The sequence below is a fragment of the Corynebacterium crudilactis genome (assembly GCF_001643015.1).
Taxonomy (GTDB): Bacteria; Actinomycetota; Actinomycetes; order Mycobacteriales; family Mycobacteriaceae; genus Corynebacterium; species Corynebacterium crudilactis.
This window is the reverse complement of record NZ_CP015622.1, coordinates 1,433,541-1,459,829: the sequence shown is the minus strand read 5'-3', so window position 1 is coordinate 1,459,829 and position 26,289 is coordinate 1,433,541. Positions and strand designations below refer to the sequence as shown.

The 26,289-nt window shown below is 51.2% G+C and carries 22 protein-coding genes and 2 rRNA genes; 3 read left to right on the top strand and 21 right to left on the bottom strand.

Going from position 1 to position 26,289, the window contains the following annotated elements; all coding sequences use genetic code 11:
* Nucleotides 1–102: 102 nt before the first annotated feature.
* Together ccrud_RS06865 and ccrud_RS06860 are read left to right on the top strand one after the other, a co-directional pair.
* Nucleotides 103–381, top strand: coding sequence for a hypothetical protein (locus ccrud_RS06865; RefSeq protein WP_066565525.1), 279 nt, complete (start codon nt 103–105; stop codon nt 379–381).
* 222 nt (nt 382–603) lie between these two features.
* On the top strand, nt 604–1,833 hold the full coding sequence (locus ccrud_RS06860) for an IS110 family RNA-guided transposase (protein WP_066569644.1): 1,230 nt from the start codon (nt 604–606) through the stop codon (nt 1,831–1,833).
* 51 nt (nt 1,834–1,884) lie between these two features.
* On the opposite strand, the gene ccrud_RS06855 is transcribed toward ccrud_RS06860, so the two are convergent.
* The 6 genes from ccrud_RS06855 to ccrud_RS06830 form a co-directional block, all read right to left on the bottom strand.
* Nucleotides 1,885–2,262: a hypothetical protein gene (locus ccrud_RS06855; RefSeq protein WP_066565523.1), complete on the bottom strand. Its 378-nt coding sequence runs from the start codon at nt 2,260–2,262 to the stop codon at nt 1,885–1,887.
* A gap of 288 nt (nt 2,263–2,550) precedes the next feature.
* Nucleotides 2,551–4,182: a ribosome biogenesis GTPase Der gene (der, locus tag ccrud_RS06850; RefSeq protein ID WP_066565521.1), complete on the bottom strand. Its 1,632-nt coding sequence runs from the start codon at nt 4,180–4,182 to the stop codon at nt 2,551–2,553.
* Nucleotides 4,179–4,889, bottom strand: a complete 711-nt coding sequence (cmk, locus tag ccrud_RS06845; RefSeq protein WP_066565519.1) for a (d)CMP kinase — start codon at nt 4,887–4,889, stop codon at nt 4,179–4,181. The genes der and cmk overlap by 4 nt, the downstream gene beginning before the upstream one ends.
* On the bottom strand, nt 4,886–5,848 hold the full coding sequence (locus ccrud_RS06840; RefSeq protein ID WP_066565517.1) for a pseudouridine synthase: 963 nt from the start codon (nt 5,846–5,848) through the stop codon (nt 4,886–4,888). Before ccrud_RS06840 ends, cmk begins: the two co-directional genes overlap by 4 nt.
* 98 nt (nt 5,849–5,946) lie before the next feature.
* Complete coding sequence (scpB, locus tag ccrud_RS06835; RefSeq protein ID WP_066565515.1) at nt 5,947–6,525, bottom strand: SMC-Scp complex subunit ScpB; 579 nt, start codon at nt 6,523–6,525, stop codon at nt 5,947–5,949.
* A 19-nt stretch (nt 6,526–6,544) separates the two neighbouring features.
* Nucleotides 6,545–7,414 (bottom strand): sulfurtransferase, encoded by an 870-nt coding sequence (locus ccrud_RS06830; RefSeq protein WP_066565513.1) that lies wholly within the window; start codon nt 7,412–7,414, stop codon nt 6,545–6,547.
* 238 nt (nt 7,415–7,652) lie between these two features.
* Here ccrud_RS06830 and ccrud_RS06825 point away from each other — a divergent pair, with 238 nt between their 5' ends.
* Entirely contained in the window at nt 7,653–8,216 is a 564-nt protein-coding gene (locus ccrud_RS06825; protein WP_066565511.1) for a GNAT family N-acetyltransferase, read from the top strand.
* Nucleotides 8,217–8,404: 188 nt separating this feature from the next.
* Here the strand turns inward: ccrud_RS06825 and ccrud_RS06820 are convergent, their stop codons facing one another.
* The 15 genes from ccrud_RS06820 to ccrud_RS06755 form a co-directional block, all read right to left on the bottom strand.
* Complete coding sequence (locus ccrud_RS06820; RefSeq protein WP_425394214.1) at nt 8,405–9,253, bottom strand: segregation and condensation protein A; 849 nt, start codon at nt 9,251–9,253, stop codon at nt 8,405–8,407.
* Between the two features lie 206 nt (nt 9,254–9,459).
* Nucleotides 9,460–10,332, bottom strand: coding sequence for a ParA family protein (locus ccrud_RS06815; protein WP_066565508.1), 873 nt, complete (start codon nt 10,330–10,332; stop codon nt 9,460–9,462).
* A gap of 300 nt (nt 10,333–10,632) precedes the next feature.
* Nucleotides 10,633–11,547, bottom strand: a complete 915-nt coding sequence (gene xerD / locus ccrud_RS06810; RefSeq protein WP_066565503.1) for a site-specific tyrosine recombinase XerD — start codon at nt 11,545–11,547, stop codon at nt 10,633–10,635.
* Nucleotides 11,544–12,215 carry an NUDIX domain-containing protein gene (locus ccrud_RS06805; protein ID WP_066569638.1) on the bottom strand — a complete coding sequence of 224 codons (672 nt, stop codon included), beginning with the start codon at nt 12,213–12,215 and terminating at the stop codon, nt 11,544–11,546. The genes xerD and ccrud_RS06805 overlap by 4 nt, the downstream gene beginning before the upstream one ends.
* A 15-nt stretch (nt 12,216–12,230) precedes the next feature.
* Entirely contained in the window at nt 12,231–13,895 is a 1,665-nt protein-coding gene (locus ccrud_RS06800) for a CTP synthase (protein ID WP_066565501.1), read from the bottom strand.
* A gap of 372 nt (nt 13,896–14,267) precedes the next feature.
* On the bottom strand, nt 14,268–15,233 hold the full coding sequence (locus ccrud_RS06795) for a copper transporter (RefSeq protein WP_066565499.1): 966 nt from the start codon (nt 15,231–15,233) through the stop codon (nt 14,268–14,270).
* A gap of 9 nt (nt 15,234–15,242) precedes the next feature.
* Complete coding sequence (gene steA, locus ccrud_RS06790; RefSeq protein ID WP_066565497.1) at nt 15,243–16,436, bottom strand: putative cytokinetic ring protein SteA; 1,194 nt, start codon at nt 16,434–16,436, stop codon at nt 15,243–15,245.
* Between the two features lie 59 nt (nt 16,437–16,495).
* Entirely contained in the window at nt 16,496–18,277 is a 1,782-nt protein-coding gene (recN, locus tag ccrud_RS06785; protein ID WP_066565496.1) for a DNA repair protein RecN, read from the bottom strand.
* A gap of 80 nt (nt 18,278–18,357) precedes the next feature.
* A complete protein-coding gene (locus ccrud_RS06780) occupies nt 18,358–19,326 on the bottom strand; it encodes an NAD kinase (protein ID WP_066565495.1) in 969 nt (322 codons plus the stop codon).
* Nucleotides 19,326–20,147 carry a TlyA family RNA methyltransferase gene (locus ccrud_RS06775; protein WP_066565493.1) on the bottom strand — a complete coding sequence of 274 codons (822 nt, stop codon included), beginning with the start codon at nt 20,145–20,147 and terminating at the stop codon, nt 19,326–19,328. Before ccrud_RS06775 ends, ccrud_RS06780 begins: the two co-directional genes overlap by 1 nt.
* 42 nt (nt 20,148–20,189) lie before the next feature.
* Nucleotides 20,190–20,351, bottom strand: coding sequence for a hypothetical protein (locus ccrud_RS15515; protein ID WP_074025450.1), 162 nt, complete (start codon nt 20,349–20,351; stop codon nt 20,190–20,192).
* Nucleotides 20,352–20,357: 6 nt separating this feature from the next.
* Nucleotides 20,358–21,344 (bottom strand): HAD hydrolase-like protein, encoded by a 987-nt coding sequence (locus tag ccrud_RS06770; protein WP_066565491.1) that lies wholly within the window; start codon nt 21,342–21,344, stop codon nt 20,358–20,360.
* An 11-nt stretch (nt 21,345–21,355) separates the two neighbouring features.
* Nucleotides 21,356–22,612 carry a hypothetical protein gene (locus ccrud_RS06765; protein WP_066565489.1) on the bottom strand — a complete coding sequence of 419 codons (1,257 nt, stop codon included), beginning with the start codon at nt 22,610–22,612 and terminating at the stop codon, nt 21,356–21,358.
* A gap of 135 nt (nt 22,613–22,747) precedes the next feature.
* Nucleotides 22,748–22,864 (bottom strand): 5S ribosomal RNA (gene rrf / locus ccrud_RS06760).
* Nucleotides 22,865–22,993: 129 nt separating this feature from the next.
* Nucleotides 22,994–26,071, bottom strand: a 23S ribosomal RNA gene (locus ccrud_RS06755).
* Between the last annotated feature and the right edge of the window lie 218 nt (nt 26,072–26,289).

Below are 26,289 nucleotides of genomic sequence, written 5' to 3'. Positions count from 1 at the left end.
AACCCCTCCTCGGCCACACGCCCCGGAGGGGTTCTTTTTCGCTTCTTTTAAAATATACATATATGTATTATTTCCCTTTTTCCAGCATAGGAGACCACTGCTATGTCCACGACAACCCAACCCACCACGACACCTGAGCTCAGTGCAGACACCAATTCTGAGCCCTGGGATGAGGTCATTGAAAACACCCTCGAACCTTTTCAAAAAGTCGTCCGTCAATTTGTTATTGACCGCCCCTATTCCGGTACCTTCCTCAACATGGGTGGTGGCAAAACACTCACTACCCTGTCTGCATTGACCTATATTGGACCTGATCCCTGTTTGGTAGACGCTGATAATGGGACTACGGGATCGGAACCATCCGAAATGACCCATTGGTAGACTGGCCACGCTGTGTGCCTTGCATGTGATCTGTCTTTTGGACTGGATCTGATCCCGTACCGCGATCCTTAAGTTTCAGTCATGACCTCATAGGAGCGTGACCATTTCATCATGACTCCTCGACAAGGTGTCATGGTAATGGTCTCATCAGCGTCTTGTCTGCTTGAAGCTTGCAGGATTTCGGACATCCTATACGCCTTCGTCAGGAAGCCCGTGAATATCATGCCCGCACCGACCCTTGAACTTGCTGGCCTCGTAGCCGGCATTGACACGCACACTGATACTCATACTGTGGCCATCGTGACCGAAACCGGAAAACATCTGGCCACCGAGACCTTTCCCACCACCAGCAATGGGTACCACCAGCTCACCGACTTCCTCACCGCTCACCACGTCACAGTTGTCGGGGTAGAAGGTACAAATTCCTATGGGGCTGCCATAACAAGACATCTCATTGACCATGGATACGAAGTTTTCGAGGTACTTCGTCCGACCCGCGCACTTCGACGCAGGGATGGTAAATCAGATCCCGTCGACGCACTCGCTGCCGCCCGCCAGGTGCTCACCGGTCAAGCACTGAGCATCCCAAAGGACACCACAGGGCCGGTGGAGTCACTGCGCATGTTGCAGATCACCCGTAATCAACTGGTCGCCACAGCTGCGAAATTAGTAACTCTCATCAAGTCTTTGCTGATCACGGCGCCCGTCAACGTTCGACAACGCTACACAGCAATGACGACCCCGACCTTGATCGCAACCTTATCCAGGTGTCGCCCGTCCTCAGATCTCAGCGATCCAATTAATGGCACCTTGACCAGTTTGAAGACCTTGGCCACCACCTACAACACGCTGCGGGCGCAATGCGATGAACTCGATAACAAGATCACCGATCTGGTCGAGGTAATCAATCCCGAGATGACACAGATTTTTGGCTGTAGGGCCATTAACGCTGCAGAATTGATCGTGAGCGTGGGAGAAAATCCGAAACGGATCCGCTCACAGGCTGCGTTGGCGCATCTGTGGGGAGTTGCACCTATTCTGGCGAGTTCCGGACGGACGAACAGACATCGACTAAATAGAGGTGGCGACCGGCACGCTAACGCAGCATTGCATCGTATTGTTCTGGTCAGGATGTGTCACGATGAACGCACCAGGGACTATGTTCAACGTCGAACCAGGGAAGGGTTGTCGAAGAAAGAAATCATGCGGTGCTTAAAACGCGCGATCGTCCGAGAAATCTACCAAGTCCTGTGTCTAGGGCGACCTGTGAAACAATCCAGTGGATTGCGTAGTGATGAGTTCAGAGCTCTGCGCTCGAAAAAAGGTCTTTCACAAACTCAAGTCGCTAGGAAACTTGGATGCGCTCCAGCAAGAATTAGTGATATTGAAACCGGCAAACGTCGACTATCAGAGTTGAAGTTAACCTACGAAGAATTCCTTAAAAGCGCTTGACCCAACATAGGAGCATCACCTAACAGGGATCAGGTCCGTGCTATAAAACGATCAAGCATGGCGTCGGCGCCAATAACGTTCTATTGCTATAGCGGTTTCTCCTAGTAAAAGCCCCCAACCAAGCGGTATTAAATACGCCGTTAAAATTCCTTCTGGTTGCATGACGCTCATATAGATTCCTGTTAAAAGAAGCACGATTCCCGCGCTACCTAGCAGCGCCAAAATCCAGACATGAGCTTTCGATGTCAGGATGCAAGCAAGTGCAGCTACTAAGAAACTAATACCGACAAAAATTGAAACAGCTGTAGCGCCCAGATCAGGAGTGCCAAGAGCAAACATCCAACCTACGACTAAAGACGCCAGAAAAAGTGCAAGGAATAATTGAGCAAGATAATTTTTCCTGGCAGCACGTTTAGAGTGATTTTCCATAGCAGCCCCTTATAAAATTACAGATTTTTATCGAATATCGTTGCAGCAGTCCAGTTTCCGCCTGCAGTATTGACGCACAACTCTACCTAGGATCAAAGACCCCATAGTTCACAGCGCAAGCTTTGCTTAAATCATCAAACAGTCTCGCATGGTGTGGAAAAATAAAATTTCCTATTTTCACTGAAATCCCTCTCCCCTATTATGAGCACCGAAAACACCTCTATAAATAAAGAAGAGCACTCACCGGCAAATCTGGTGAGTGCTCTTCTTTAAGCTAAAAACAGCCTTTTACTTCTTGCCGCCCTTGCCGCGACGCTCGCGGACACGGATAGCAATACGTACTGGGGTGCCTTCGAAACCGAAGCGCTCACGGAACTTGCGCTCCAGGTAGCGTCGGTAGCCAGCTTCAAGGAAGCCGGTGGTGAACAGCACGATCACTGGTGGCTGAGTGGATGCCTGTGTAGCGAACAGCACGCGAGGTAAACGTCCGCCACGCATTGGTGGTGGGTTCGCTGCAATAGCTTCACGAAGCCAGGTGTTGAGCTGACCAGTAGAGATACGACGATCCCAGCTGTGTAGAGCTTCCAACATAGCTGGCTCAAGGCGCTGCAATGCTCGACCAGTCTTGGCGGAAATGTTGATGCGCTTTGCCCAAGGGATGTGTGCCAACTGAAGATCCAGTTCACGGTCAAGATCGATGCGACGATCCTCATCCATGAGATCCCACTTGTTGAAAGCAACGACCAAGGCTTTTCCGGCGTCAATGATCATGGCCAGCACGCGCTGGTCTTGTTCAGTGATTGGCTCGGAGGAGTCGATCAGGAAAACACAGATCTCTGCAGAGTCAATGGCACCGCGGGTACGTAGTGACGCGTAGTACTCGTGTCCAGATGCAGTTTTGACCTTTTTACGCAGACCTGCGGTGTCAACAAACTTCCACGTATTTTCATCCAGTTCAATCATGGAGTCAACAGGGTCAACGGTGGTGCCGGCGACATTGTCCACGACGGAGCGGGTTTCACCAGCAAATTTGTTGAGCAAAGAAGACTTGCCCACGTTTGGCTTACCCACAAGAGCCACACGACGAGGTCCTTCAACGATGGACTTTGCGCGAGGTTCAGCTGGGAAAAGCTCCAAGATCTTATCCAGCACATCAGCACCGCCACGGCCGTGCTGTGCGGATACTGGATATGGATCGCCCAGGCCGAGGCTGTAGAAATCAGCCATATCAGCCCACTGGCTATCGGAGTCGAACTTGTTAGCAACCAGAATCACTGGAACTGAAGAACGCAGCAGCTTAGCAGCCATGACGGAGTCAGTCTCAGTGATGCCGACCTTGGTGTCAACAACGAAGACGATGACATCTGAGGTCTCCATCGCAACTTCAGCTTGCTGTGCAATGGATGCGTGGATGCCCTTTACGTTAGGGTCCCAGCCACCAGTGTCCTGTACCCAGAAACGCTGTCCGCCCCAGTCAGAGATGTAGGAGATACGGTCACGGGTAACACCTGGGAAATCCTCAACGACGGCTTCTCGACGTCCGATGAAGCGGTTCACCAAGGTGGATTTGCCCACGTTTGGACGACCCACGATTGCTACGGTGCACAGTGCTTCTTCAATGTGGCCTGGGTTGAAACCGAAAGCAGTCTCGATTTCTTCCCAGTCTTCTTCGGAGTAATCCTCACCGAAATCAGGGTTGGAGAATTCAGACTCGTCGAAGTCTTCAGGGGCGAGTTCTTCTTCATGGGAATCATCGAATCCGAATTCTGCAGGATCGAAGTCCGCGGAAGCCCAGCCGCCATGAGGTGCGAGTTCTTCTTCATCGGCGAAGGCACCTTCGACGTCCATTTCACCCTTGTGGGTGTGGTAGACGAATACGGTGTCGTCCTCTTCACCAGGCATATTGTGTTTATTAGTCACTGGTTGCTCCTTTCAGCGGAGGCTTCCACTAGTTGGATGAGGTGGTTGAGTACTTCATCCATGGTCATTTCAGAGGTATCCACGATATGTGCATCATCTGCTGGTTTCAGCGGTGATGCCACACGGGTGGAATCAAGTTCATCTCGGCGAATAACATCCGCCAGTACTGCGTCAAAATCAGCGTCGCGTCCAGCAGCTTGGTCCTGGTCAAAGCGCCTGCGGGCGCGGACTTCCGCTGAGGCGGTGAGAAACGCCTTGATCGGCGCGTCGACAAGCACGGTGGTACCGATATCGCGTCCTTCGACGACACAGCGATGCGCCTTGTCGGCAAGTGCGCGTTGCAAAGCCACGAGGTTTTCGCGGACTTCTGCAATCGCAGAAACAGCAGAAACATTGTGCGTAACTTCCGCGCCGCGAATTTCTTTTTGCACGTCTACGCCTGCAAGCAGTACTTCCGTCGATGCCGGATCATCAGAGATGGTCAACGGCAAAACGGCGGTCGCAGCAATAACCGCAGCTGTATCAGCTGGATCAATGCCTTGGTTGAGGACATGAAGCGTTGCGACGCGGTACATCGCACCAGTATCGAGGTACTTGGCCGAGAGACGGGTAGCGAGTGCGCGTGAGGTGGTGGATTTTCCAGTTCCGGACGGCCCGTCGATGGCCACAATGAGGCCACCGGCAGGCATATTGGAAAGTTCCGTCACAGTTGAACCGCCTTGTACAAGCTGGACAGCTCGGAGTTGTTCAGGGCACGAAGTGAGCCAGGCTTTTGATCGCCCAGCTGTACGGTGTGCAGCTTGGTGCGCACAAGGCGCTCAACTGGGAACTCAAGCTCATCGAACAGACGACGAACAATGTGCTTGCGACCTTCGTGAATCTCCACGCGCAGCAAAGACTTACCCTGGAAAACGTCGATGATCTGTGCAAAGTCAGCCTTTGCAGGACCATCTTCCAGGACAACACCTTCGCGCAATGCGCTGATGAGCTTGTTGGACGCTTCACCACGAACAGTTGCCAAGTAAGTCTTAGAAACCTCGTACTTCGGGTGCATGAGACGGTTTGCCAGCTCACCATCGTTGGTCAACAACAGCAGACCTTCAGTGTCGGCGTCGAGGCGGCCCACGTGGAAAAGACGCTGACCTGCTGCAGTCTTTTCACTGACCAAATCGCCGACGCAAGAACGACCCATCTCATCGCTCATGGTGGAATGCATGCCACGTGGCTTGTTGAGCACGAAGTACTCAAGATCCTCATTGATGTGGATACGTACGCCATCAACACGGATGACGTCCTTGTTTGGATCAACGCGCATGCCCTGAGTGGTCACGATGCGATCGTTGACTTCAACGCGGCCGTTATCGATCAGAACTTCTGCGTGACGACGAGATGCCACACCAGCTTGGGCAAGCACCTTTTGCAGGCGTATGCCCTTGGAGTCGTTGTTATCGAGGAAGCCCATTGACCAATCGTCAGTGGAGCTTACGTTTTGCTTCTTAGCAGGCTTTGCGTTGGAGAGAAGGATCTCATCCTTCTTCTGTGGCTGCTGGCGTGTGTTGGGGCGGGATGATCCTGGCTTGTAGCCACGAACAGAAGACCGGTAGCCGCCAGAGCGATTGCTCTGCTTCTTATCCGGTGTGCCATCTCGGCGAGCGGGTGGGGTCACGTTAGTGTCCTTAATCTTAGAAAAAGCGTATGAAATTGAATCCCGTGAATTCTAGCCTATTTTGGGGGATTTTAATAGTTGGCTGAGATAGCAACTAGTTAGAAGTCCTCATCAATGGAATCTACATCTGGCAAAAGTGGTGCCAGATCAGGCAGTTTATCCAAAGAATCAATTCCTAAAAGCTCCAGTAGCAATTCTGTCGTTGCGTATCTGTGCGCACCTGTTTCCTCTTCTACGTCGACCTCTTTGACAAGGCCTCGAAGCTGCAAAGTACGCATCACGCCATCGACATTCACGCCACGCACTGCCGAGATTTGTGATCTTGATACCGGCTGCCGATAAGCCACCACGGCAAGAGTTTCCAAAGCAGCACGCGATAATCTGGTCTGGTTGCCATCAAGCAAAAATTGCTCCACGATATCCGCATTTTCCGGGCGAGTGTAATAACGCCATCCTTCAGCGGTTTCTCGCAGATCAATTCCGCTTCCACGCTCGGTGAGCTCGAAAGACATTTCTTGCAACAGAGCTTCAGTCGAGGCAACCTCTAACCCCAAAACCCCGGCTAGCGTGCGCGCTGAAACCGGGGTATCCACCACTAATAAAATTGATTCCATCCGAGACCGCGTCTGTGGGATAAGGCTCATCGAAGAAATTAGTGCTGGATCAAAATCATTCATAAAGGGCTATCTTAGCGGCCTAAGCAATTGGCTTCTGATTAGCCGGATTGCCCCATTCTGCCCATGAGCCCTCATAAACAACTACATCGTCATACCCTGCAATAACGGCAGCATATGCATCTACGCAAGCAGTTACACCAGAGCCGCAGCTAAAAACCAATGACTTCGCATCGTGAGTGCGCTTTGCAATCAGCTCTTTAAGTTCCGCAGCTGGCTTCACGAAACCTTGCTTATCTGCAATATCAGTAAATGGGATATTGACACTACCGGGGATAGAGCCCTTCCTTAGACCTGGACGAGGTTCTTCATCAACGCCTGAGAAACGGCTTGCACTTCGCGCATCCACCACAGCTTTGCTGGATCGCGCAATTGCTCGTTCTACCCCCTCAGAGCCTACTAATAGCTCTGGCTGTGGCTCCGCATTAATGCGTCCACCACCGACAGGTAGGGACAGCGGCTCGGTTGGAAGATCCTGCGCGCTCCATGCCGGAAGCCCTCCATCTACAACACCAATGTTTTCAAGCCCAGCAACCCGAAGAAGCCACCACACGCGAGGTGCAACCATAAGCCCCTGCCGATCATAAACAACCACAGTGGTCTCAGTGCTAATGCCGTAGCTTTCTAGCAAACCCACTAAATTCTGTGGTGCAGTGTGCGGCAACTCAGAGGTGGAATCAGAAAAGTCTCCCTCCAGATCTGCGAGAAATGCACCTGGAATACCGGAATCACGTGCTTTTTCCGCATCTCCCATCGATGCACACAGTACAACCACGTCATCGCGGTCTAAATTGCGCGATAACCAATCGACGGAGACTACGGGACCGTGAGGAAAGTAGGCGTTATCACTATGGGAAGAGTCAGCTGGCGAGGTCACTTTAAGAGAAGTCATAACCGGCCATCTTAATGCTTAACACCACCCAAATGGGACAAGTTCCGTTCAGTTCACAGGATTAAATTCAGAAAAGGCCAGAAAGCAAAACTCTAACCCCCTCTATTGAGGGTAAACCTGTGCACTCTAATTCATTAGCCATTGCACAAGCTGAGAAGAAATTACGAGTTACATCACAAATTCATATCATTGGTGAGAACCATCACACATAAGACGTCTCATGATCTAACATTTTCTCATGGCTACGATTACACGCACCGACCGACTCATCCTTGTACCGCTCACCGTAGAGCTCGAAGACGAGGCACACCAGATTTATTCCGATAACCGAATCTGGGAACACCGTCCACAGGCGCGTCACACCAACGTGCGCGATACCCGTGACATCATCAAGCGCACCAATGAAAGTTGGGGAAAGAAAGACTTGGGCCCCTGGGGCGTTTACCTCCGAGATCGCCCTTCTGAATTTGTTGGCGTTGGCGGAGTTGAACTCGTCGATGGCAAAGTGTGGGACCTTAAATACCGCTTACGCCCAGATCTCTGGGGAAATGGCTACGCTACGGAAATCTCCAACGCCGCAACGCTTGCCACCAAGCGTATCGACGACAACCTCCCGCTCACCGCACGAGTAACCACCAACCACCCAGCATCCTCGCATATCCTGGAAAAACTGGGTATGACTCCCGTATGGGAAGGCCGACGCGTTGGCACTGAAGATGATCCCAATGAGCCAAGCGTGAGGATCTACTCAGATCGCCCACTCAGCGATGACATTCTAGAAATGCTGAAAAACCGTCCATAAACACTACCTATAGCTATATATAAAAAGCTCCCATGGAACCCTTCCCTCTCCAAGGCAGGTTCCATGGGAGCTTTTTATAAGCAACAAGAGGCTTCCTGACCTCTTGCCACCATTTCAGCAAACTGGCTCCTGCAGCTTAAGTGACAACCACCATTTCGGCAATGTTTGCTTGCAAAATATTAAGCCCACTATTTCCATTTATTTACAGCTACCACAGCTGGATCTACATCCATGCCTGTCCACGCGACCTTCAGCTCCCCCAAGGGTTCTTCTTGCACGGCTTCCACTGCACGAGCTTTATATAATTCGAGCAAGGCAAGAAACCGGCCAATCACTTCCATAGACGCCGTGCAATCACGGGTGAGAAGCTGAAAACTTAAAAAATGATCAATGCCAGCAAGCTTCAAAGTATTAAGAATTCTTTCAGCCTGCTCCGGAACAGACACCGTAGCCTGATGAATGTGATCTGTTTGTACTGTCTCCGGCGGTTTTGGCCGGAATACCACCGCAGCAAGCTCACTAAAACCAGTCAAGGATTTTCCCAAAGCAACCGGAGGTAAAAGATCGGCAAATTGAGCTTCCAACGAAACCGCACGTGGATAACGTCTACGAGCCTCCCGCTGCCACTGCGCAAATAGCTCAGCGACCTGCTTATAGGCGCGATACTGGAGCAGTCGCGCAAATAAGAGATCTTTAATTTCCAGAAGCTCTAAGTCTTCTTCGTTATCGACATCGCCACGTGGGAGCAAGCGCGCAGTTTTGAGATCTAATAAGGTCGCAGCCACCACCAAAAACTCTGTGGTTTCATCGAGATCACTAGTCTCACCCAGCGCTCTGGCATAGGAAATGAATTCATCAGTTACCTGCGCTAAAGAAACTTCAGTGACATCAAGCTTTTTCTTGGTGATCAATTGCAAAAGCAGGTCAAAGGGACCTTCAAAATTATCTAGCTGTACCTGAAACCCTGTTGCCGGAGCCGTATCTTCTGAGCCAGCCACAGGCTCCGGACCGATCGGCCCGACCTGAGTGACCGGCACGCTGCTTAGAAAAGTTTCTGTTGCCACGTTTCCAGAATCAACAACAGTGGCGTTCTCAATGTCTTTCACATTGAGTTCCGCCTCGGTAGCTTCTGGATCTTGTGGGTTCAACTCGATAACTTTTGTCATGATATTTCCCAGACTTTAGCTGATGCGTCTGCGCGCTTCAGCTAAAGGCCAGCACAAAGAAGTACACTCGCTCAGTCTTATTTTTGGGCGCGGTGGATCACTTCACGAGCTAAATAACGGTATTGTTCCGCACCTTGAGAATTAGGCGCCCAGGTAATAATTGGTTCGCCGGCTACTGACGTTTCCGGGAAACGAACGGTCCGCGTAATCACCGTGTCAAAGACTTGTTCATCGAAAACTTCCAACACACGAGACATCACTTCACGCGCATGCGAGGTACGACGGTCAAACATGGTGACCAAAATGCCGAGAATTTCCAGATCAAAGTTCAACCGGTCTGCGACTTTTTCCACAGTATCATTGAGCAGTGCTAGGCCACGTAGTGAGAAGTATTCACACTCCATAGGAATAATGACGCCATGGGCGCAAGCCAGTGCGTTCACGGTTAGCAATCCCAATGAAGGTTGGCAGTCAAGAATAATGAAGTCATAATCCTTCATTACGGGGCGCAAGGCACGAGCCAGAGTTTGCTCACGACCCACTTCATTAACTAGCTGAATTTCCGCAGCGGATAAGTCAATGTTTGCAGGAACAAGATCTAGATTAGCCACACGAGTGTGGTGAATGGCCTGATCGATGGTGGAATTATTATCCACCATGAGGTCATAAATCGTGGTGTCCACATCATCGTAATGAATGCCCAAACCTGCGGTCAGGGCTCCCTGCGGGTCTAAGTCAACGAGCAGGACTTTACGCCCGACCTCTGCAAGACACGCACCAAGGTTAATCGTGGACGTTGTTTTACCAACTCCACCCTTTTGATTCGCCATGGCAATGATCGTTGCTGGGCCGTGTTTGTCTAATAGAGGTAGCTCAGGCAACTCGCGCAGGGGTCGACCAGTGAGCCCGACCTCTGCTTTGGAAGAATCTTTCTTCCCCTCATTACTCACAGTCAAACCTTCTTCCTTGACTAGGGCTTCTTATTGTAGTCATTTAACAATTTTCAGCGCGAATTGGGGGATAAAGAACTTTTCGCCTTCATAACCCTGACTGACAGCCCTGAAATTATCAGACTGTCATTTAGTCTCAGCGACCACAATACATTCAGGATATAGATGTCTTGGACATCCTGTCGTCTTACACGCCGTAATTCCTGGATTCCTACCAATTAGTCAATCTTTTAGGCTTGATAAAGTGGTAGAAGATTTTAAGCACATAACCTATATGCGAATATCAGCACGCTCACGCTACTAGTGCCGAGGATGAGCTTCCCGCCATACTTCCCGCAAGCTTTCTGCAGTGATATGCGTATAAATCTGAGTCGTGGTTACGGAAGAATGTCCTAGCAATTCCTGGACTACTCGGACATCCGCACCGCCTTCCAACAGATGGGTAGCAAAACTATGGCGCAACGTATGGGGGGAAATATCTTTTTCCAAACCTGCGCGTTCTACAGCTTTTTTCAACACCGCCCATGCCGATTGTCTTGACAGTGCTCCCCCACGTTGGTTCAGAAAAAGTGCATGGCTTTTTCCTTTACTTAGGGAAGGTCGCGCGCGCACCAAATATTCTTGAACCGCTTTTTGTGCCATCGACCCAAACGGGACAATCCTTTGTTTGGAGCCTTTACCTGTAATGCGCAACACTTCCGGAAGTTCAGAGACATCATCTACTGCCAAACCAATCACTTCAGAAATACGTGCACCAGTTCCGTAGAGTAATTCCATAAGCGCACGGTCACGAATATCTACAGCGGTGGCAATATCACCTTCAGGGATGGCGTCGATAAGCAGTGCTACCTCATTGATGCTCAGCGTGTCCGGCAAATGTCGGCCGATGGCAGGTGGAGAAACTTCAGCCGCAACGTCCGCTGCAACCTCGCCCTCTATCAGCGCAAATTTGTGCAAGCCGCGCGCCACAATAAGCGCGCGCCCGGAGGAGGACGCCGAGAGCGCTTGATTAGTATCGGTTCCTCGGCGCAAATCCTTCACGTAATTTTCCACATGCGATGTAGAAATATCAGAAATGCGCTCAATTCCTGCAGCTTCCAGCCAATCGCAGTAACGCTCAATATCGCGGCGGTAATTACTCAGCGTATTTACCGACAGCCCGCGTTCCACCGCCAAATGCGTCAGCCAAATCTTTGCAAATGCACGAACCTTCATAGTTTCTTCATATCAGGCACGACGCCACGCGCTTTTCGACGCTCCGATAACGCCGTTGGACGGTACCTAAAAGGTGAGCTGACTGGCCGCGCCTGCGCACGACCTGCAAGCACGGCGTCTGCTGCCAATACCCCAGCAAGAGCAATGGAATTAACCAACTCACCGCTAAAAACCATGCCCACCGCATCAGCTAATGGAATCCATTGATTAAGCATGTCTGCTTCTTCATCGCCGGTTACCTCCGGACGGGCAACCTCAGTAAGTCCCTGGGCAAGGAACACCCGAACCGCTTCATCACAAAACCCCGGAGAGGTAATCAGATCAGTCAGCACCGACCATTCACGAGCTTCCAGCCCAGCTTCTTCCATCAGCTCACGCTGCGCCCCGGTGAGTTCATCTTCATCTGCGATATCCAATAATCCCGCAGGAAGCTCCCACAAATGATCACCAACACTACGACGATATTGCTTGACCATCGCAATATTTTCTCCATCAAAGGCGACAACTGCAACAGCACCAAAATGCTCAACGATTTCACGCCGCGCAGCAGACCCTCCTGGCATGACCACGGTGTCTCTGCGCACACCTAGAATTGGGGACTCAAGAAGGAGCTCAGTAGATAAAACCTTAAACTCATGGGAACCTGGACTATGTGTGTTTGAAACCATGATCACATTGTAGATCTAGGGGTGGACACGCAATTCCACAGCAGTTTTAACAAGACCATAAAACAGTGGATGAGCATTGGTTGGCCGGGATTTATACTCTGGATGCGCCTGCGTAGCCACCAAAAATGGGTGCACATCTTGTGGATATTCCACAAATTCCACCAACTGCCCATCTGGAGAAGTTCCAGAAAAGACCAACTCAGAACCTTCAGCAATCTGTGTGCGATAAGCATTATTTACTTCATAGCGGTGACGGTGGCGCTCAGAAACCTCAGTAGTGCCATACAACGAAGCCACCACAGAACCTTCTTCCAGCGTTGCGGGGTACGCGCCAAGGCGCATAGTTCCACCCAAATCTGCTTCACCAGAAATAACAGCCTTTTGCTCTTCCATGGTGGCAATAACAGGCTGGCTAGCCAAGGGATCAAACTCTGTAGACGATGCTTGCTCCAGTCCAGCTTGGCGCGCTGCTTCAATGACAGTGCACTGCAAACCAAGGCACAAGCCAAGCAGCGGGATCTTCTGCTCACGAGCAAAGCCAATGGCTCCGATTTTTCCCTCAATACCTCGGATGCCAAAACCGCCAGGCACCACAATTGCATCCACACCAGAAAGTGCCTTAGCTGCACCTGCAGGAGATTCACAATCATCAGAGGTAATCCACTTGATATTGGTGCGAGTCCAAGTGGCATAACCTGCGGCACGGACTGCTTCTACAACTGAGAGGTACGCATCTGGGAGATCAATGTATTTACCCACAATGCCCACGGTGATCTCATGGCGTGGGTTATTCACGCGATCTAGCAGATCACGCCACGTGCTCCAATCAACATCCCGGAATGGCAAACCCAATCGTCGAATGATGAACGTATCAAGATGCTCACGGTAAAGCACATCTGGAATGTTATAGATCGAATTAGAATCCGGGCAGGATACGACCCCTTCATGATCTACATCGCACATCATGGCGATCTTATCTTTAAGCCCTTGTGGAACATCTCGATCGCAGCGAAGCACCAATGCATCTGGCAAAATTCCAATACCGCGCAATTCTGCAACAGAATGCTGTGTGGGCTTTGTCTTCAGTTCCCCTGAGGTAGCAAGATATGGCACCAAGGAGCAGTGAATGAAAAAGCAGTTATCACGGCCAATTTCATGGCGAACTTGACGCGCTGCCTCGAGAAACGGCTGGGACTCAATATCTCCGACGGTGCCACCAATTTCAGAAATAACGACATCTGGTGCATTTCCTTCAGCATCTGGATTACCCATGCTGAGAATACGAGCTTTGATCTCATCGGTGATATGTGGAATAACCTGCACTGTTTTGCCCAGGTACTCTCCCCTGCGCTCCTTGGCGATCACCGTGGAGTACACCTTTCCGGTGGTGACATTGGCGTTGAGACCGAGGTTTCGATCAAGAAAACGCTCGTAATGTCCCAGGTCCAAATCGGTTTCTGCACCATCTTCGGTAACAAAGACTTCGCCGTGTTCAAAAGGGTTCATGGTGCCAGGATCAACGTTGAGATATGGATCCAATTTTTGCATGGTTACTGAGAGGCCACGTGCAATGAGCAGCTGTCCAAGGCTTGCAGCTGTCAGCCCTTTACCAAGGGAAGAAACAACGCCACCGGTCACGAAGATGTGTTTGGTGGAATGAACTTTTCGTGTTGAGGTCATAATGTCTGAAGACGACCTTCCTGATTGAACCTAGCTAAAAACTAGGCGGTGCGGAAAACTTAAACGAACGGTGTGCTCAAATTGCCGGCACGTGGCCACGGTCCCCACCGAAATGCATTCTCTGCAATGTTTTGTTTATCCAAAATGCCCTGGATTGGGATTGCGGGAAACAAAAACCGCAGGGAAAGCTCGGAGAAGTTTCCGACTTTTCAAACCTACGGAACCCTAGCATAACACAGCTTATAAAAGAATGAATAACCCCAGTTCAGGCACGCTTTTCAGGGAATCTATCTATAGATCAACAGGTTATGTTTTTGGGGAAAATAAAACGGAGCTCCTAAGGGTAGAAACTCCGTTTTTATCTTCTGAAAACTACTGTGCTGGTGCCGCCGTAAATCCATCAAGTGACGGACTTGCTGCATCTGCAGAGGCAGCAGCACCATAGGCACCTGCCCTATTGGCCAGCTCTTCACGCACAGACAACACCGTTGCCATCTTGCCCCACGTACGATCAAGGGAATCTACGGTTGAGACATTTCCAGCTGCATCAGGATTAGCCCTTAGTCTGCCAATGACTCCAGTATCTGCCGCAGTATGAATGCGACCTGCCACCACAACTCCTGAGCCCTGAGCATCCAAAGCTCGTGCAAATAGCGACTGAGTTTCAGCAGCAAAAGCAGCATCCCCTGAGCCATCACTATCCCCGGTGATCAAGACGATGACTTGACCAGGCAAAATCGTGCCATCTTCATAGCTGATATAGCCATTGTCGCGCAGGACATTGAGCAGCAGACTGCGCTCTCCGGTGCTAGCTAGAGGTTCACCATTCTCAGGATTTAAGAGCAGCGCAGCGCCTAAGGCTTCTCCAGCATGAGTGCCTGGGTCCAATTGGGTTTCGGATAGCTGAGCCCCTGCCGGCAAGGTATTTGCCACAATTGATTTCAGCTGATCAGCACCATCTTGGGCAAAGAATGACTTTTCCAACGTGATGGTTCCAGCGTTTACTGTGCCAGCTTGCTGAAGAAGCCAAGCGACATCATCAACATCAGATTGTTCTGCATCCGCAGTGCGCATCAAGAGCACTGGACGATCAGCTAATGTACCTGCCACCACATCATTAACTATATGGTCAATAATGCTATCGGCTTGATCAGCTTGCACCGCGTTTACTTCAGCTAGGGTTTCAGCCTTGGCAAGATCTGCCGATGTTGGTGCATTGGGGTCTACATTTTCAGGAAGGTTAGGCGCAAGCACATATGTTCCGAAAGCAATGCCTGCGGCTGCTCCAAAGCCAAGAGCAGCAATGACTGCTGCACCTTTTCCACGTCGTTTAGCCATGTTGCCTTCCTATTTAAACCAACCCTGGACAGTCAGCGCGAAGCTATTCCAGGTGTCAATGAGGTTGTCAGTAAAGGAGCCAGCGCCAGCAGTTCCGGCAATCACAATGATAACTGCCAACACAACCAAGACTGCCAACAGTGCCCAAAGCCAACCAAGACTGCTTGTGTTGCGCATATTGTAGAGCGCGGCGATGACGGAGCCGTCGACAAGCTTGGTGCCTACCTTGGCGCGCGTCAGCAGCGCTGCGGGATCTGAATCCTCGCGGTTTTCAAAAATGCCGTCCAAAGTAACCGGACCGCCAACATTCACGATCATCTGTGGGTTGTGATAATCCACCAACAACAATGCCAAGTCTGTAGCAGAGTTCACCGACGAAGGAAATGTCATTGCGCCAATACCGAGATCTTGAATGCGCTCGAGTCCAACCGCATGTCCATCTGGATCAGCAGGCAAAATAACGCTGGCACCACTGCGCAAAGCATCTGCGCCAATACCCGTGGGATTACCCACGATAAGAGCTGGTTTGTAGCCTAATTCCACCAACGTGTCCGCTGCACCATCTACACCGATGAGTACTGGATCGTACTCACGGATAAAATTACGCAGTTCTTTGATCCTGGTGCGATGGTTATCGCCCGGAGAGACAACCAGAACTTTACGTCCTTCGATGGATTTGCCTGTCTCAGGAATCCCCAGTCCATCAATGAGTAACGGAGCCTCAGAATGAATGAACTGGATGGTATTGCCGAAATAAGCTTCCATGCGGTCAAGGAGGGACTGCTGAGCATCTGCAAAGGCATGTTCAGCCGCAGCGCCACTAAACACAGTGCCGTTGGCGATAAGGCGTTCTCCGTAGAAGAGCTGCCCGTCTTCCGTGAGTCGACCTTTTTTGCTGTCTTTGGTGTTGTCGAGGAGTTCGTGCCCAAAGCCTTCAACAAGCATGATGTCGGCGTCGATAAGCAGCTGAGGACCAAAATTAGGCACAGATCCCGTGGTGAACCGTGAAACATTAAGAACTGCAGCTGGTTTGGCTGCGAGCAATCGTTGGGCGAAGGTTCTGGATAAATCTGGCGCATCAATGATGGCTAGATCGCCTTCGGACAGTCGCTTTAGCCCTTTGCCCTGCGCGGTGCAGATTCGGGTTGCACCATGCAGGCCGGGCAGGTCGGCTTTGCGGTTGAACAGACTCATGCAGCCCATTGTGGAACCAAAGTCTCAACCATTGGTGGAGGCGCGCCTAAAAAATTTCAATAAAGCTTCTATACACTGCCTACTAATACCTGTTCCACAGGTATCTCCTCAATATCTTGCTTTTCCCGTTGTGCCCTTTCAAGCAGTTCCGTGGCATGAGCACGACCAGTGTCAGTGTTATCAAGTCCTGCCAACATGCGTGAGAGTTCTTCAACCCGACGATCAAAGGTCAACGATTCCACGCCGGAGGTAACAGAAGATTCCCCCACATTTTTTGCGACATGCAAATGTGTATCTGCATAGGCAGCCACCTGGGGAAGGTGGGTGACAACAATAACCTGATTGTTATTCGCAAGACGCGCCAAACGTCGGCCGATTTCTACTGCTGCACGTCCACCCACACCGGCGTCTACTTCGTCGAAAACAAGAGTTGTTCCAGTGGTTCCTGCTGCGAGAATAACTTCCAACGCCAACATGACGCGAGAGAGCTCACCACCTGAAGCTGATGAAGCCAAAGGCCGAGCCTGCGCCGAAGCATTTGCGGCTAATTGGAATTCCACTTGATCAATGCCTGTCTGGCTTGCCTCAGATACTGCCATAGCTACCTCAAAGCGTGCCTTTTGCATAGCAAGACCTTGAAGTTCCTCTGTCACGGTCTTGCCCAATTTAGTGGCAGCTTTGCAGCGAAGCGTGGATAACTTCTTGGCGGCGCGCATCATGGATGAGTGCGCTTTTTTCACATCCTCTTTAAGCTTGTCGACGGCCTCTGAAGAGATATCGATGCTATCGAGACGGATTTGGGCTTTCTTTTGCCACTCAATAACACCATCAATATCTGCTGCGTACTTACGCGTAAGCAACTTTAATTGCTGTTGTCTCGTGAGCATGTCATCGAGTGCTTGCGGATCCGCAGGTAAATCTGATAGGAATCCGCCTAATTCCATGGATACTTGGCTCAATTGGCTCGTGATCTCAGACAGCTGGGAAGCAATATCTTTCAGCTGTGCATCCTCACTTCCTGTCAATGCTGATTCCGCCTGGCCAAGTTGATCAGAAGCTGATTCTTGTTCCTCATCAAATCCTGATGCACCGCCCATAGCGTCACTCAACGCGCCAGCCCCATCAATAGCAGCAAGCGCCGAAGCAGCCTGTTCTCTTAGCGTATCGACATCCTGCAACCGACGAATCTGTTCAACTAATCCTTTATCTTCGCCGGGTTCCGGTGCGACCTCTTCGATTTCATTGATAGCAAATTGCAGACGATCGACTTCTTGAGCAAGCTCTCGCCTATTTGAAAGACGTTTTTGCAGATCCCGGTCAAGGGTTTTCCACGTCAGATACTTAGCGCCATAAGCAGTGCGCAGCTCCACCAGCTGAGTATCAAAGCGATCCAAGGCCTCTAGCTGGCGTTCTGGGGAAAGCAACCGAAGCTGATCATTTTGACCATGAATGGTGAGCAGCTCATCTGAGAACTCTGACAATGTAGCTGCAGGAACAGAACGGCCACCCAAATGAGCTTTGGAACGACCATTTGCGCCGACGGATCGGACCGCTAAAAACTCTCCGTTTTCATCTGCAGCACCACCAGCATTCGATACGATTCCGGTTGCACGTTCGACAATGTCAATTGGTACACCAGTAGTAACAAAGCGACCTTCTACGACAGCCTGCGGAGATCCGGTACGAACACGAGATGCATCAGCGCGGCCACCGGAAAGAAGCCGTAAACCAGTAACTACCATGGTCTTTCCAGCTCCGGTCTCACCGGTGAGCACTGTTAAACCCGAGCTAAACTCAGCTGAGGCGGCTGGGATCACTCCGAGGTTCTCAATAGCGATGTCTGCGAGCATGCCTCAAAGTGTACAACAAACCCGCGATACCATGCGAACGTTTTTTCTAAGTAAAGAAAATTGTTCGAATGATTTTCGATTTACCGAGCTGAGCTGGGATCTTCTCCATCGAAGGGCTTGTGCGGACCACGCCACCCTGTTACCGGAAGCCGCAATTTGCTGACAAGACGGTCGGTAAATGGAGAGGAATCCAAGCGAACCCAGCGCACTGGGCGCTCTCCCCTAGTTACTTCCACTCGAGATCCTGGAGGCATGGGAATCGGCCTGAAACCGTCCATCACAGCCATTGCAGCTGAAGTATCAGAATTAGATTCCACGGCCACTGCTGATTTTGGGCTCACAACCAGTGGTTTTGTAAAAAGCGCGTGGGCATTGTTGGGCACCACCAAGATGGCATCCAACTCTGGCCACAGCACCGGACCGCCCGCAGAAAACGCATAAGCAGTCGATCCAGTTGGCGTAGAGATCAGTACTCCATCACAGCCGAAGGATGCCACAGGGCGCGCATCTACTTCTAAAGTGGCATCCAAAACACCTCGACGATTGAGGTTTTCAATACTCACTTCATTCAATGCCCACCCGCGACCGATTTCTTCTGCACCACCATCAAAAACAACCACATCCAAGGTCATGCGGTCTTCCACTCGGTAATCACGATCGATCACACGTTTGAGTGCTTCTTCCAGTGAATCAGACTCCCACTCCGCCAAGAAACCCACATGTCCCAGGTTGATGCCAAGGACAGGGAGGTCCACCGCATGAGCCATGTCTGCAGCACGCAAAAAGGTACCATCTCCGCCCAGGACAAGAACCAGTTCTACTCCCTCAGCGGCATCTGCGGCATGCCTCACATGAGTAAAACGCCCTAGAACTGGATGCTCTGCAATGGGATCATCTGCATCATTAATCAACACTCGCACATCGATGCCCGCATCATCAAGCAGTGTTGCTGCCAAGATAGCGGACTCAATATTCGAGGAACGTCCAGTGTGCGGAACTAATAAGACACGTCGTTGAACCTCAGTGTCCCTGGACGAAGATACAGACATTATTGCGGACCTTCCTTCACAGCCGTGCTGATCATTGCCGAAAGCTGCTCGTCATCTGGCATCGTTGCGCCACCATCTTTGACCAGCCATAGGAAGTATTCTACGTTGCCGGAAGGCCCAGGTAGTGGAGAAGCCACAACTTGTTTGAGGCTAAGCCCCAATGTGGCCGCAAATTTTGCGACATCTGCAGTTACTTCAGCACGCAGCTCTGGTGAGCGTACGACACCACCGCTGCCTAAGCGTTCTTTTCCTACTTCAAATTGTGGTTTGACCATAGGCAATAGATCGGCGCCATCGCTGAGTACTTGTGCAATAGCTGGAAGCGTGAGTTTTAAAGAGATGAAGGAAAGATCGCCCACCATCATGTCGCACGTTCCGCCGGTATCTTCAAGCGTCATATAACGAATATTGGTGCGATCTACGACCCGAACCCGATCGTCATTTTGCAGGCGCCAAATAAGCTGGCCGTATCCCACGTCCACGGCCACAACTTCAGATGCTTCTCGACGGAGCAAAACGTCCGTAAATCCGCCTGTCGAAGCGCCGGCATCTAAAACGCGGCGGTTTTTCACATCAAGACCCAAAGGCTCAAAAGCTTCCAAAGCACCAATGAGTTTATGGGCACCACGCGATGCCCAACCTTCGCTTGCGTCTTCCTCAACACGAATTGAAACCTCTGGTTCCACCACTGTCGCAGGCTTGAGAGCAAGCATTCCCGCGACAAAGACACGGCGGCCACGGATCATGTCAACCGCGTGTTCCCTTGATCGTGCGATCTTTCGACGAACAAGTTCTGCATCCAGTCTTCTGCGTGCAACCATCTGGAGGTGTTCTTCTTTCATGTGTACGAATAATGATTTTTTCTAAGATAAAGCTTCGTTGAGGATCCCGTGGGCTTGCTCAAGATTTAATGCTTCCTCTTTTAAAGACTCAGCTGTCCGGCCAAGTACTTCATTGACCTGTGCCACAACTTCTTCTGGATCAGCAGAAGTTGCCCGCGGATCATGTGGTTTTACAGGGTCCATATCGGATTACCACCAGCTCTGTAGCGCGGTGGCTGCTGCCGGAGAATCAGCACGAACATCAGTCACTGTCTGTGTGGAAGACCACGCTACAGCCAGTGCGGTTCGCAAAGCTTCAACCGGAGTTGCAGTGGACGCGCCTCCAGATATGACAAGGGTGCTGCCGTCGATAAGCGCTGTAAAACCGCCTTGAACACCAGGTCTTAGGCTGGCTGCATCGCTGTAAAAATCTTGCAAAGATGTTGCCACGTAGGTCGGGCGTTCTTCAGGTATTGCGAACACTAAATCGTAATAGCCGCTCACGCCTGTCAGCACTTGAAAAGTATCCATGCCAGCGGCATTGCCACCAGCGATATCTGTGTCCAAGCGGTCACCAACGGCCAAAGGTCGAGTGGATTTGAGTGTTTTAGCAGCTGCATGGAACATAGCTGGGCCTGGTTTTCCTGCAGATAACGGACTCACCCCCGTGGCGTGCACAACTGCTGCCACCATGGAACCGTTACCGATATGTCGACCGCGTTCCATCGGCAACGTGGAATCTAAATTAGAGGCAAAGTACTGAGCACCAGCATTGATAGACAACACTGCTTCGCTCAATTGAGCCCAACCAGTTTCTTGATTATGTCCGTGCAACACGGCTACGGGATGATCATCAGCTGATGCAACAACCTCAAACCCCGCAACGTGAGCTAAATCCCTGAAAGAATCAGTGCCCAAAACATACACTTTTGAGCCTACAGGAATTTTTTCGGCTGCCATTTGGCACGCAGCCTGTGCAGATGTCATGACATCACTAGCTTGGGCTGATTCTAGACCGATGTCACGGAGTTGTGTCGCCACCACCTCCGGAGCACGCGAGGCATTATTGGTGACATACATGACGGGCAAGCCCGAACCATTAATTGCGGAAATTACATGGTCAAGGGCTCGCCCGCCTTCATAGACGGTGCCATCTAAATCGAGAAGAAGGCTGTCATACTCCGTTATTACACTCATAGAGTACTAGTCTAGTTGTTACCCTTATCTAGCTGTGCGATACGCTCGGCTGCATCGAGGAAACCATCCTCATCCAGATCGGCTGCGTGCTGGAACCACTCACGTGATTCATCGCTGCGACCAGCCAAAACAAGTGCATCAGCGTAAGCATAAGACAAACGGCAATGGGTCAAACCGGTGCTCTTCAGGCTTGGGTTAACCTTCTGCAGTTCCACAACTGCGGAATCATGCTGACCCAAATCATGGCGAGCGCCAGCAACAACGATGGCCAATTCGATCAAGTTCTCTTGATCCAAAGAGCTCAAATCCTCATTGCGAGCTAGCTCAATTGCCTTTTCTGGGCGACCCAAGCCGCGCTCACAGTCAGCCATGACTGCAATAAGACCAGGTCCGCCAGACATACGGCGTGCAGCGCGCAATTCGGAGAGTGCTTCTTTCCACTCACCAGCATGATATGCAACAATGCCGTTGGTTTCACGAACCACAGATACGCGTCCTGCGCGATCCTTCGCAGCGCGAGCATGGCGAAGTGCCAATTGAGGATCATCGGCCAGCCAAGTAGCAGCCATAATCATATGCTTTGCGACGCCATCCGCATTGTCTTTGGACAGCACGCGAAGATCCTGAAGTACCAAAGGATCCAAGTCCTTGACATCGATATCGCCTGGAAGATCAGGCTCGTTGAGTCGAGTGTTCAAACGCTCTTCACGGAAACCTGCACGCTGTGGGTGCAAAGCATCGCGCTGCTGATCACGGCCACCGCGGTTTGCGTGCTGGCGATCGCCACCATCGCGAGAACCTGGACGACCCTGTCCACCACCACGACGGTTGTCATCGCGCTTTTCATAACGACGCTCGCCACCACGGTTATCTTCACGGCGGTCATTACGATCGTTGCCACGGTAGCCGCCACGAGAATCTCGTGAATCGCGTGACTGACCGTCGCGATCATTGTGACCGTATGGGCGATCGCCACCACGGCGGTCATCCCTACGATCATCTCGGCGATCGCCACGGTAGCCACCACGGTCGTCTGAGTTTCGCTGTTCGGATTGATATCCGCCGCGACGCTCGCTGTTGTTACGATCATCACGCCTATCGTCACGCTGACGATATTCGCCTGAGCGGTTGTCACGACGATCGCCGCGGAAGCCACCGCGATCTCGTGATTCACTATCTCGGTTTTGACGGTAGTTTCCACGTCCACCCTGAGGTGCACGGTTGCCGGAGCGATCATTATCACGAGTGCGATCGAAGTTTTCAGCCATGTTGTTCCTTGAAGTTGAGAACTGTGTAAAGACTTTTATTATAGAACGACAAAAAGAGTGTGAGTCAATAGGAGGACTTTAAATACCTCTACAATTGACTCACACTCTTTCTGTCTATTTCACTTTTAAGTTTTAGGTCGGCGGTAACCTACTCTCCCACACCCTCCCGAGTGCAGTACCATCAGCGTAACCAGGCTTAGCTTCCGGGTTCGAAATGGGACCGGGCGTTTCCCTGCTACTATCACCACCGACACACCTTGTGTCACACCAAACACCAACCAATAAGGTTGGTTGTGTTGTGTCAGATACTGCATAATGGACGCGAGCTTATATTCATTTGCTCTTTGTTACGTTGCGTTACACCACACACTAATCGTGTTGTGGGTGTTGTTATCGGTAAATTAGTACCAGTCACCTCCACACCTTACAGTGCTTCCAGATCTGGCCTATCAACCCCATAATCTCTAGGGAACCTCAAAAGAAACCTCATCTCGAAACAGGCTTCCCGCTTAGATGCTTTCAGCGGTTATCCCTTCCGTACGTAGCCAACCAGCCCTGCTCCTGGCGGAACAACTGGCACACCAGAGGTACGTCCGTCCCGGTCCTCTCGTACTAGGGACAGCCTTCCTTCAAGTTTCAACGCGCGCGGCGGATAGAGACCGAACTGTCTCACGACGTTCTAAACCCAGCTCGCGTGCCGCTTTAATGGGCGAACAGCCCAACCCTTGGGACCTACTCCAGCCCCAGGATGCGACGAGCCGACATCGAGGTGCCAAACCATCCCGTCGATATGGACTCTTGGGGAAGATCAGCCTGTTATCCCCGGGGTACCTTTTATCCGTTGAGCGACACCACAACCACAAGTTGGTGCCGGATCACTAGTCCCGACTTTCGTCCCTGCTCGAGCTGTCACTCTCACAGTCAAGCTCCCTTGTGCACTTACACTCACCACCTGATTACCAACCAAGCTGAGGAAACCTTTGGGCGCCTCCGTTACATTTTGGGAGGCAACCGCCCCAGTTAAACTACCCACCAGGCACTGTCCCCAACCCAGATCATGGGCCAAGGTTAGACATTCAATCCGATCAGAGTGGTATTTCACCAACGACTCACACACAACTAGCGTCACATGATCACAGTCTCCCACCTATCCTACACAAACCGAATCAAACACCAATACCAAGCTATAGTGAAGGTCCCGGGGTCTTTTCGTCCTGCCGCGCGTAACGAGCATCTTTACTCGTACTGCAATTTCACCGGGCCTGTGGTTGAGACAGCAGGGAAGTCGTTACGCCATTCGTGCAGGTCGGAACTTACCCGACAAGGAATTTCGCTACCTTAGGATGGTTATAGTTACCACCGCCGTTTACTGGGGCTTAAATTCTCAGCTTCGCCTTACGGCTAACCGGTCCTCTTAACCTTCCAGCACCGGGCAGGCGTCAGTCCGTATACATCAACTTAAACGTCTTCGCACGGACCTGTGTTTTTAGTAAACAGTCGCTTCCCTCTATTCTCTGCGACCACAACACGCTCCCAACGAAAAGTTGTTCACATATCATGGCCCCCCTTCTCCCGAAGTTACGGGGGCATTTTGCCGAGTTCCTTAACCACAGTTCACCCGAACGCCTTAGTATTCTCTACCTGACTACCTGTGTCGGTTTAGGGTACGGGCCGAATATCAACATCGCTAGAGGCTTTTCTCGACAGTACAGGATCACTCACTTCACCCACGAAGGGCTCCGCATCACGCCTCACACAAAAAACCGGCGGATTTACCAACCAGTCGTGCCACACGCTTACACCACAATCCAATAAGTGGCCAAGCTACCTCACTGCGTCACCCCATCACTTAGCTACTACCAGATCAGGTCCCACGCAACCACACACCACGACAATCAAAGATCATCTATGGGTGCTTATGGGCGGTTAGTATCACTGATTCACCATGGTCGCCAATACTCGGGTACGGGAATATCAACCCGTTATCCATCGACTACGCCTGTCGGCCTCGCCTTAGGCCCCGACTCACCCTGGGAAGATTAACTTGACCCAGGAACCCTTAGTCATCCGGCGGATACGTTTCTCACGTATCAATCGTTACTCATGCCTGCATTCTCACTCGCACACACTCCACACCCCGTCACCAGACTGCTTCAACGCGTGCACGACGCTCCCCTACCCAACAATCTTCAAAAAGATCATTGCCGCGGCTTCGGCGGTGTACTTAAGCCCCACTACATTGTCGGCGCGGAATCACTCGACCAGTGAGCTATTACGCACTCTTTCAAGGATGGCTGCTTCTAAGCCAACCTCCTGGCTGTCTTCGCGACCCCACCTCCTTTTCCACTTAGCACACCCTTAGGGGCCTTAGCCGGCGATCTGGGCTGTTTCCCTCTCGACTACGAAGCTTATCCCCCGCAGTCTCACTGCCGTGCTCTAACTTACCGGCATTCGGAGTTTGGCTGATGTCGCTAAGATTGTAGTCCCGCTAAACCATCCAGTAGCTCTACCTCCGGCAAGAAACACACGACGCTGCACCTAAATGCATTTCGGGGAGAACCAGCTATCACGGAGTTTGATTGGCCTTTCACCCCTACCCACAACTCATCCCCTCAGTTTTCAACCTAAGTGGGTTCGCGCCTCCACAACCTCTTACAGCTGCTTCACACTGGCCATGGGTAGATCACTCCGCTTCGGGTCCAAGACATGCCACTAATTCACCCTAGTTAGGATTCGGTTTCCCTACGGCTACCCCACACGGGTTAACCTCGCGACATGCCGCTGACTCGCAGGCTCATTCTTCAAAAGGCACGCCATCACACCACAAGGATGCTCTGACGGTTTGTTAGCACACGGTTTCAGGTACTATTTCACTCCCCTCCCGGGGTACTTTTCACCATTCCCTCACGGTACTAATCCGCTATCGGTCATATCAAGTATTCAGGCTTACCGGGTGGTCCCGGCTAATTCACAGCAGATTCCACGAGCCCGCTGCTACTCGGGGTATCAACAACCACACACACCACCATGATCTTCGTGTACAGGACTCTCACCTACTCCGGTAGGCGTTTCCACACCACTTCCACTAATCACGCAGCACATGCCAACATCCGGCAGAATGTTAACGCCATTGCCCCACAACCACCTACATGCAACCCCTGCCGGGTATCACACACATAAGTTTTAGCCATCATCCACGTTCGCTCGCCACTACTAACGGAATCACAATTGTTTTCTTCTCCTACGGGTACTGAGATGTTTCACTTCCCCGTGTAAACCTCCACACTGGCTATATATTCACCAGCAGGTAACCACACATTACTGCAGCTGGGTTTCCCCATTCGGACATCCTCGGATCAACGCTTAGTTGGCAGCTCCCCGAGGCATAACGCAGCCTCTCACGTCCTTCATCGGCTTGATATGCCAAGGCATCCACCGTGTGCCCTAAAAAACAACACACACAACACAAAAAACTACCAACCACACACAGTGCGATTGGCGCGTTCGGTTACACAACAAAAAAACAAAAAAATAAAGATGCTCGCGTCCACTATACAGTTCTCACACAACACAACACCACCACCAACAAACATCAATACACACTGTGTATCTCATATTTCTTGCTGATCGTATTCGATGTAGAAACAACCCACACACACTACTTACCGTAATGTTTG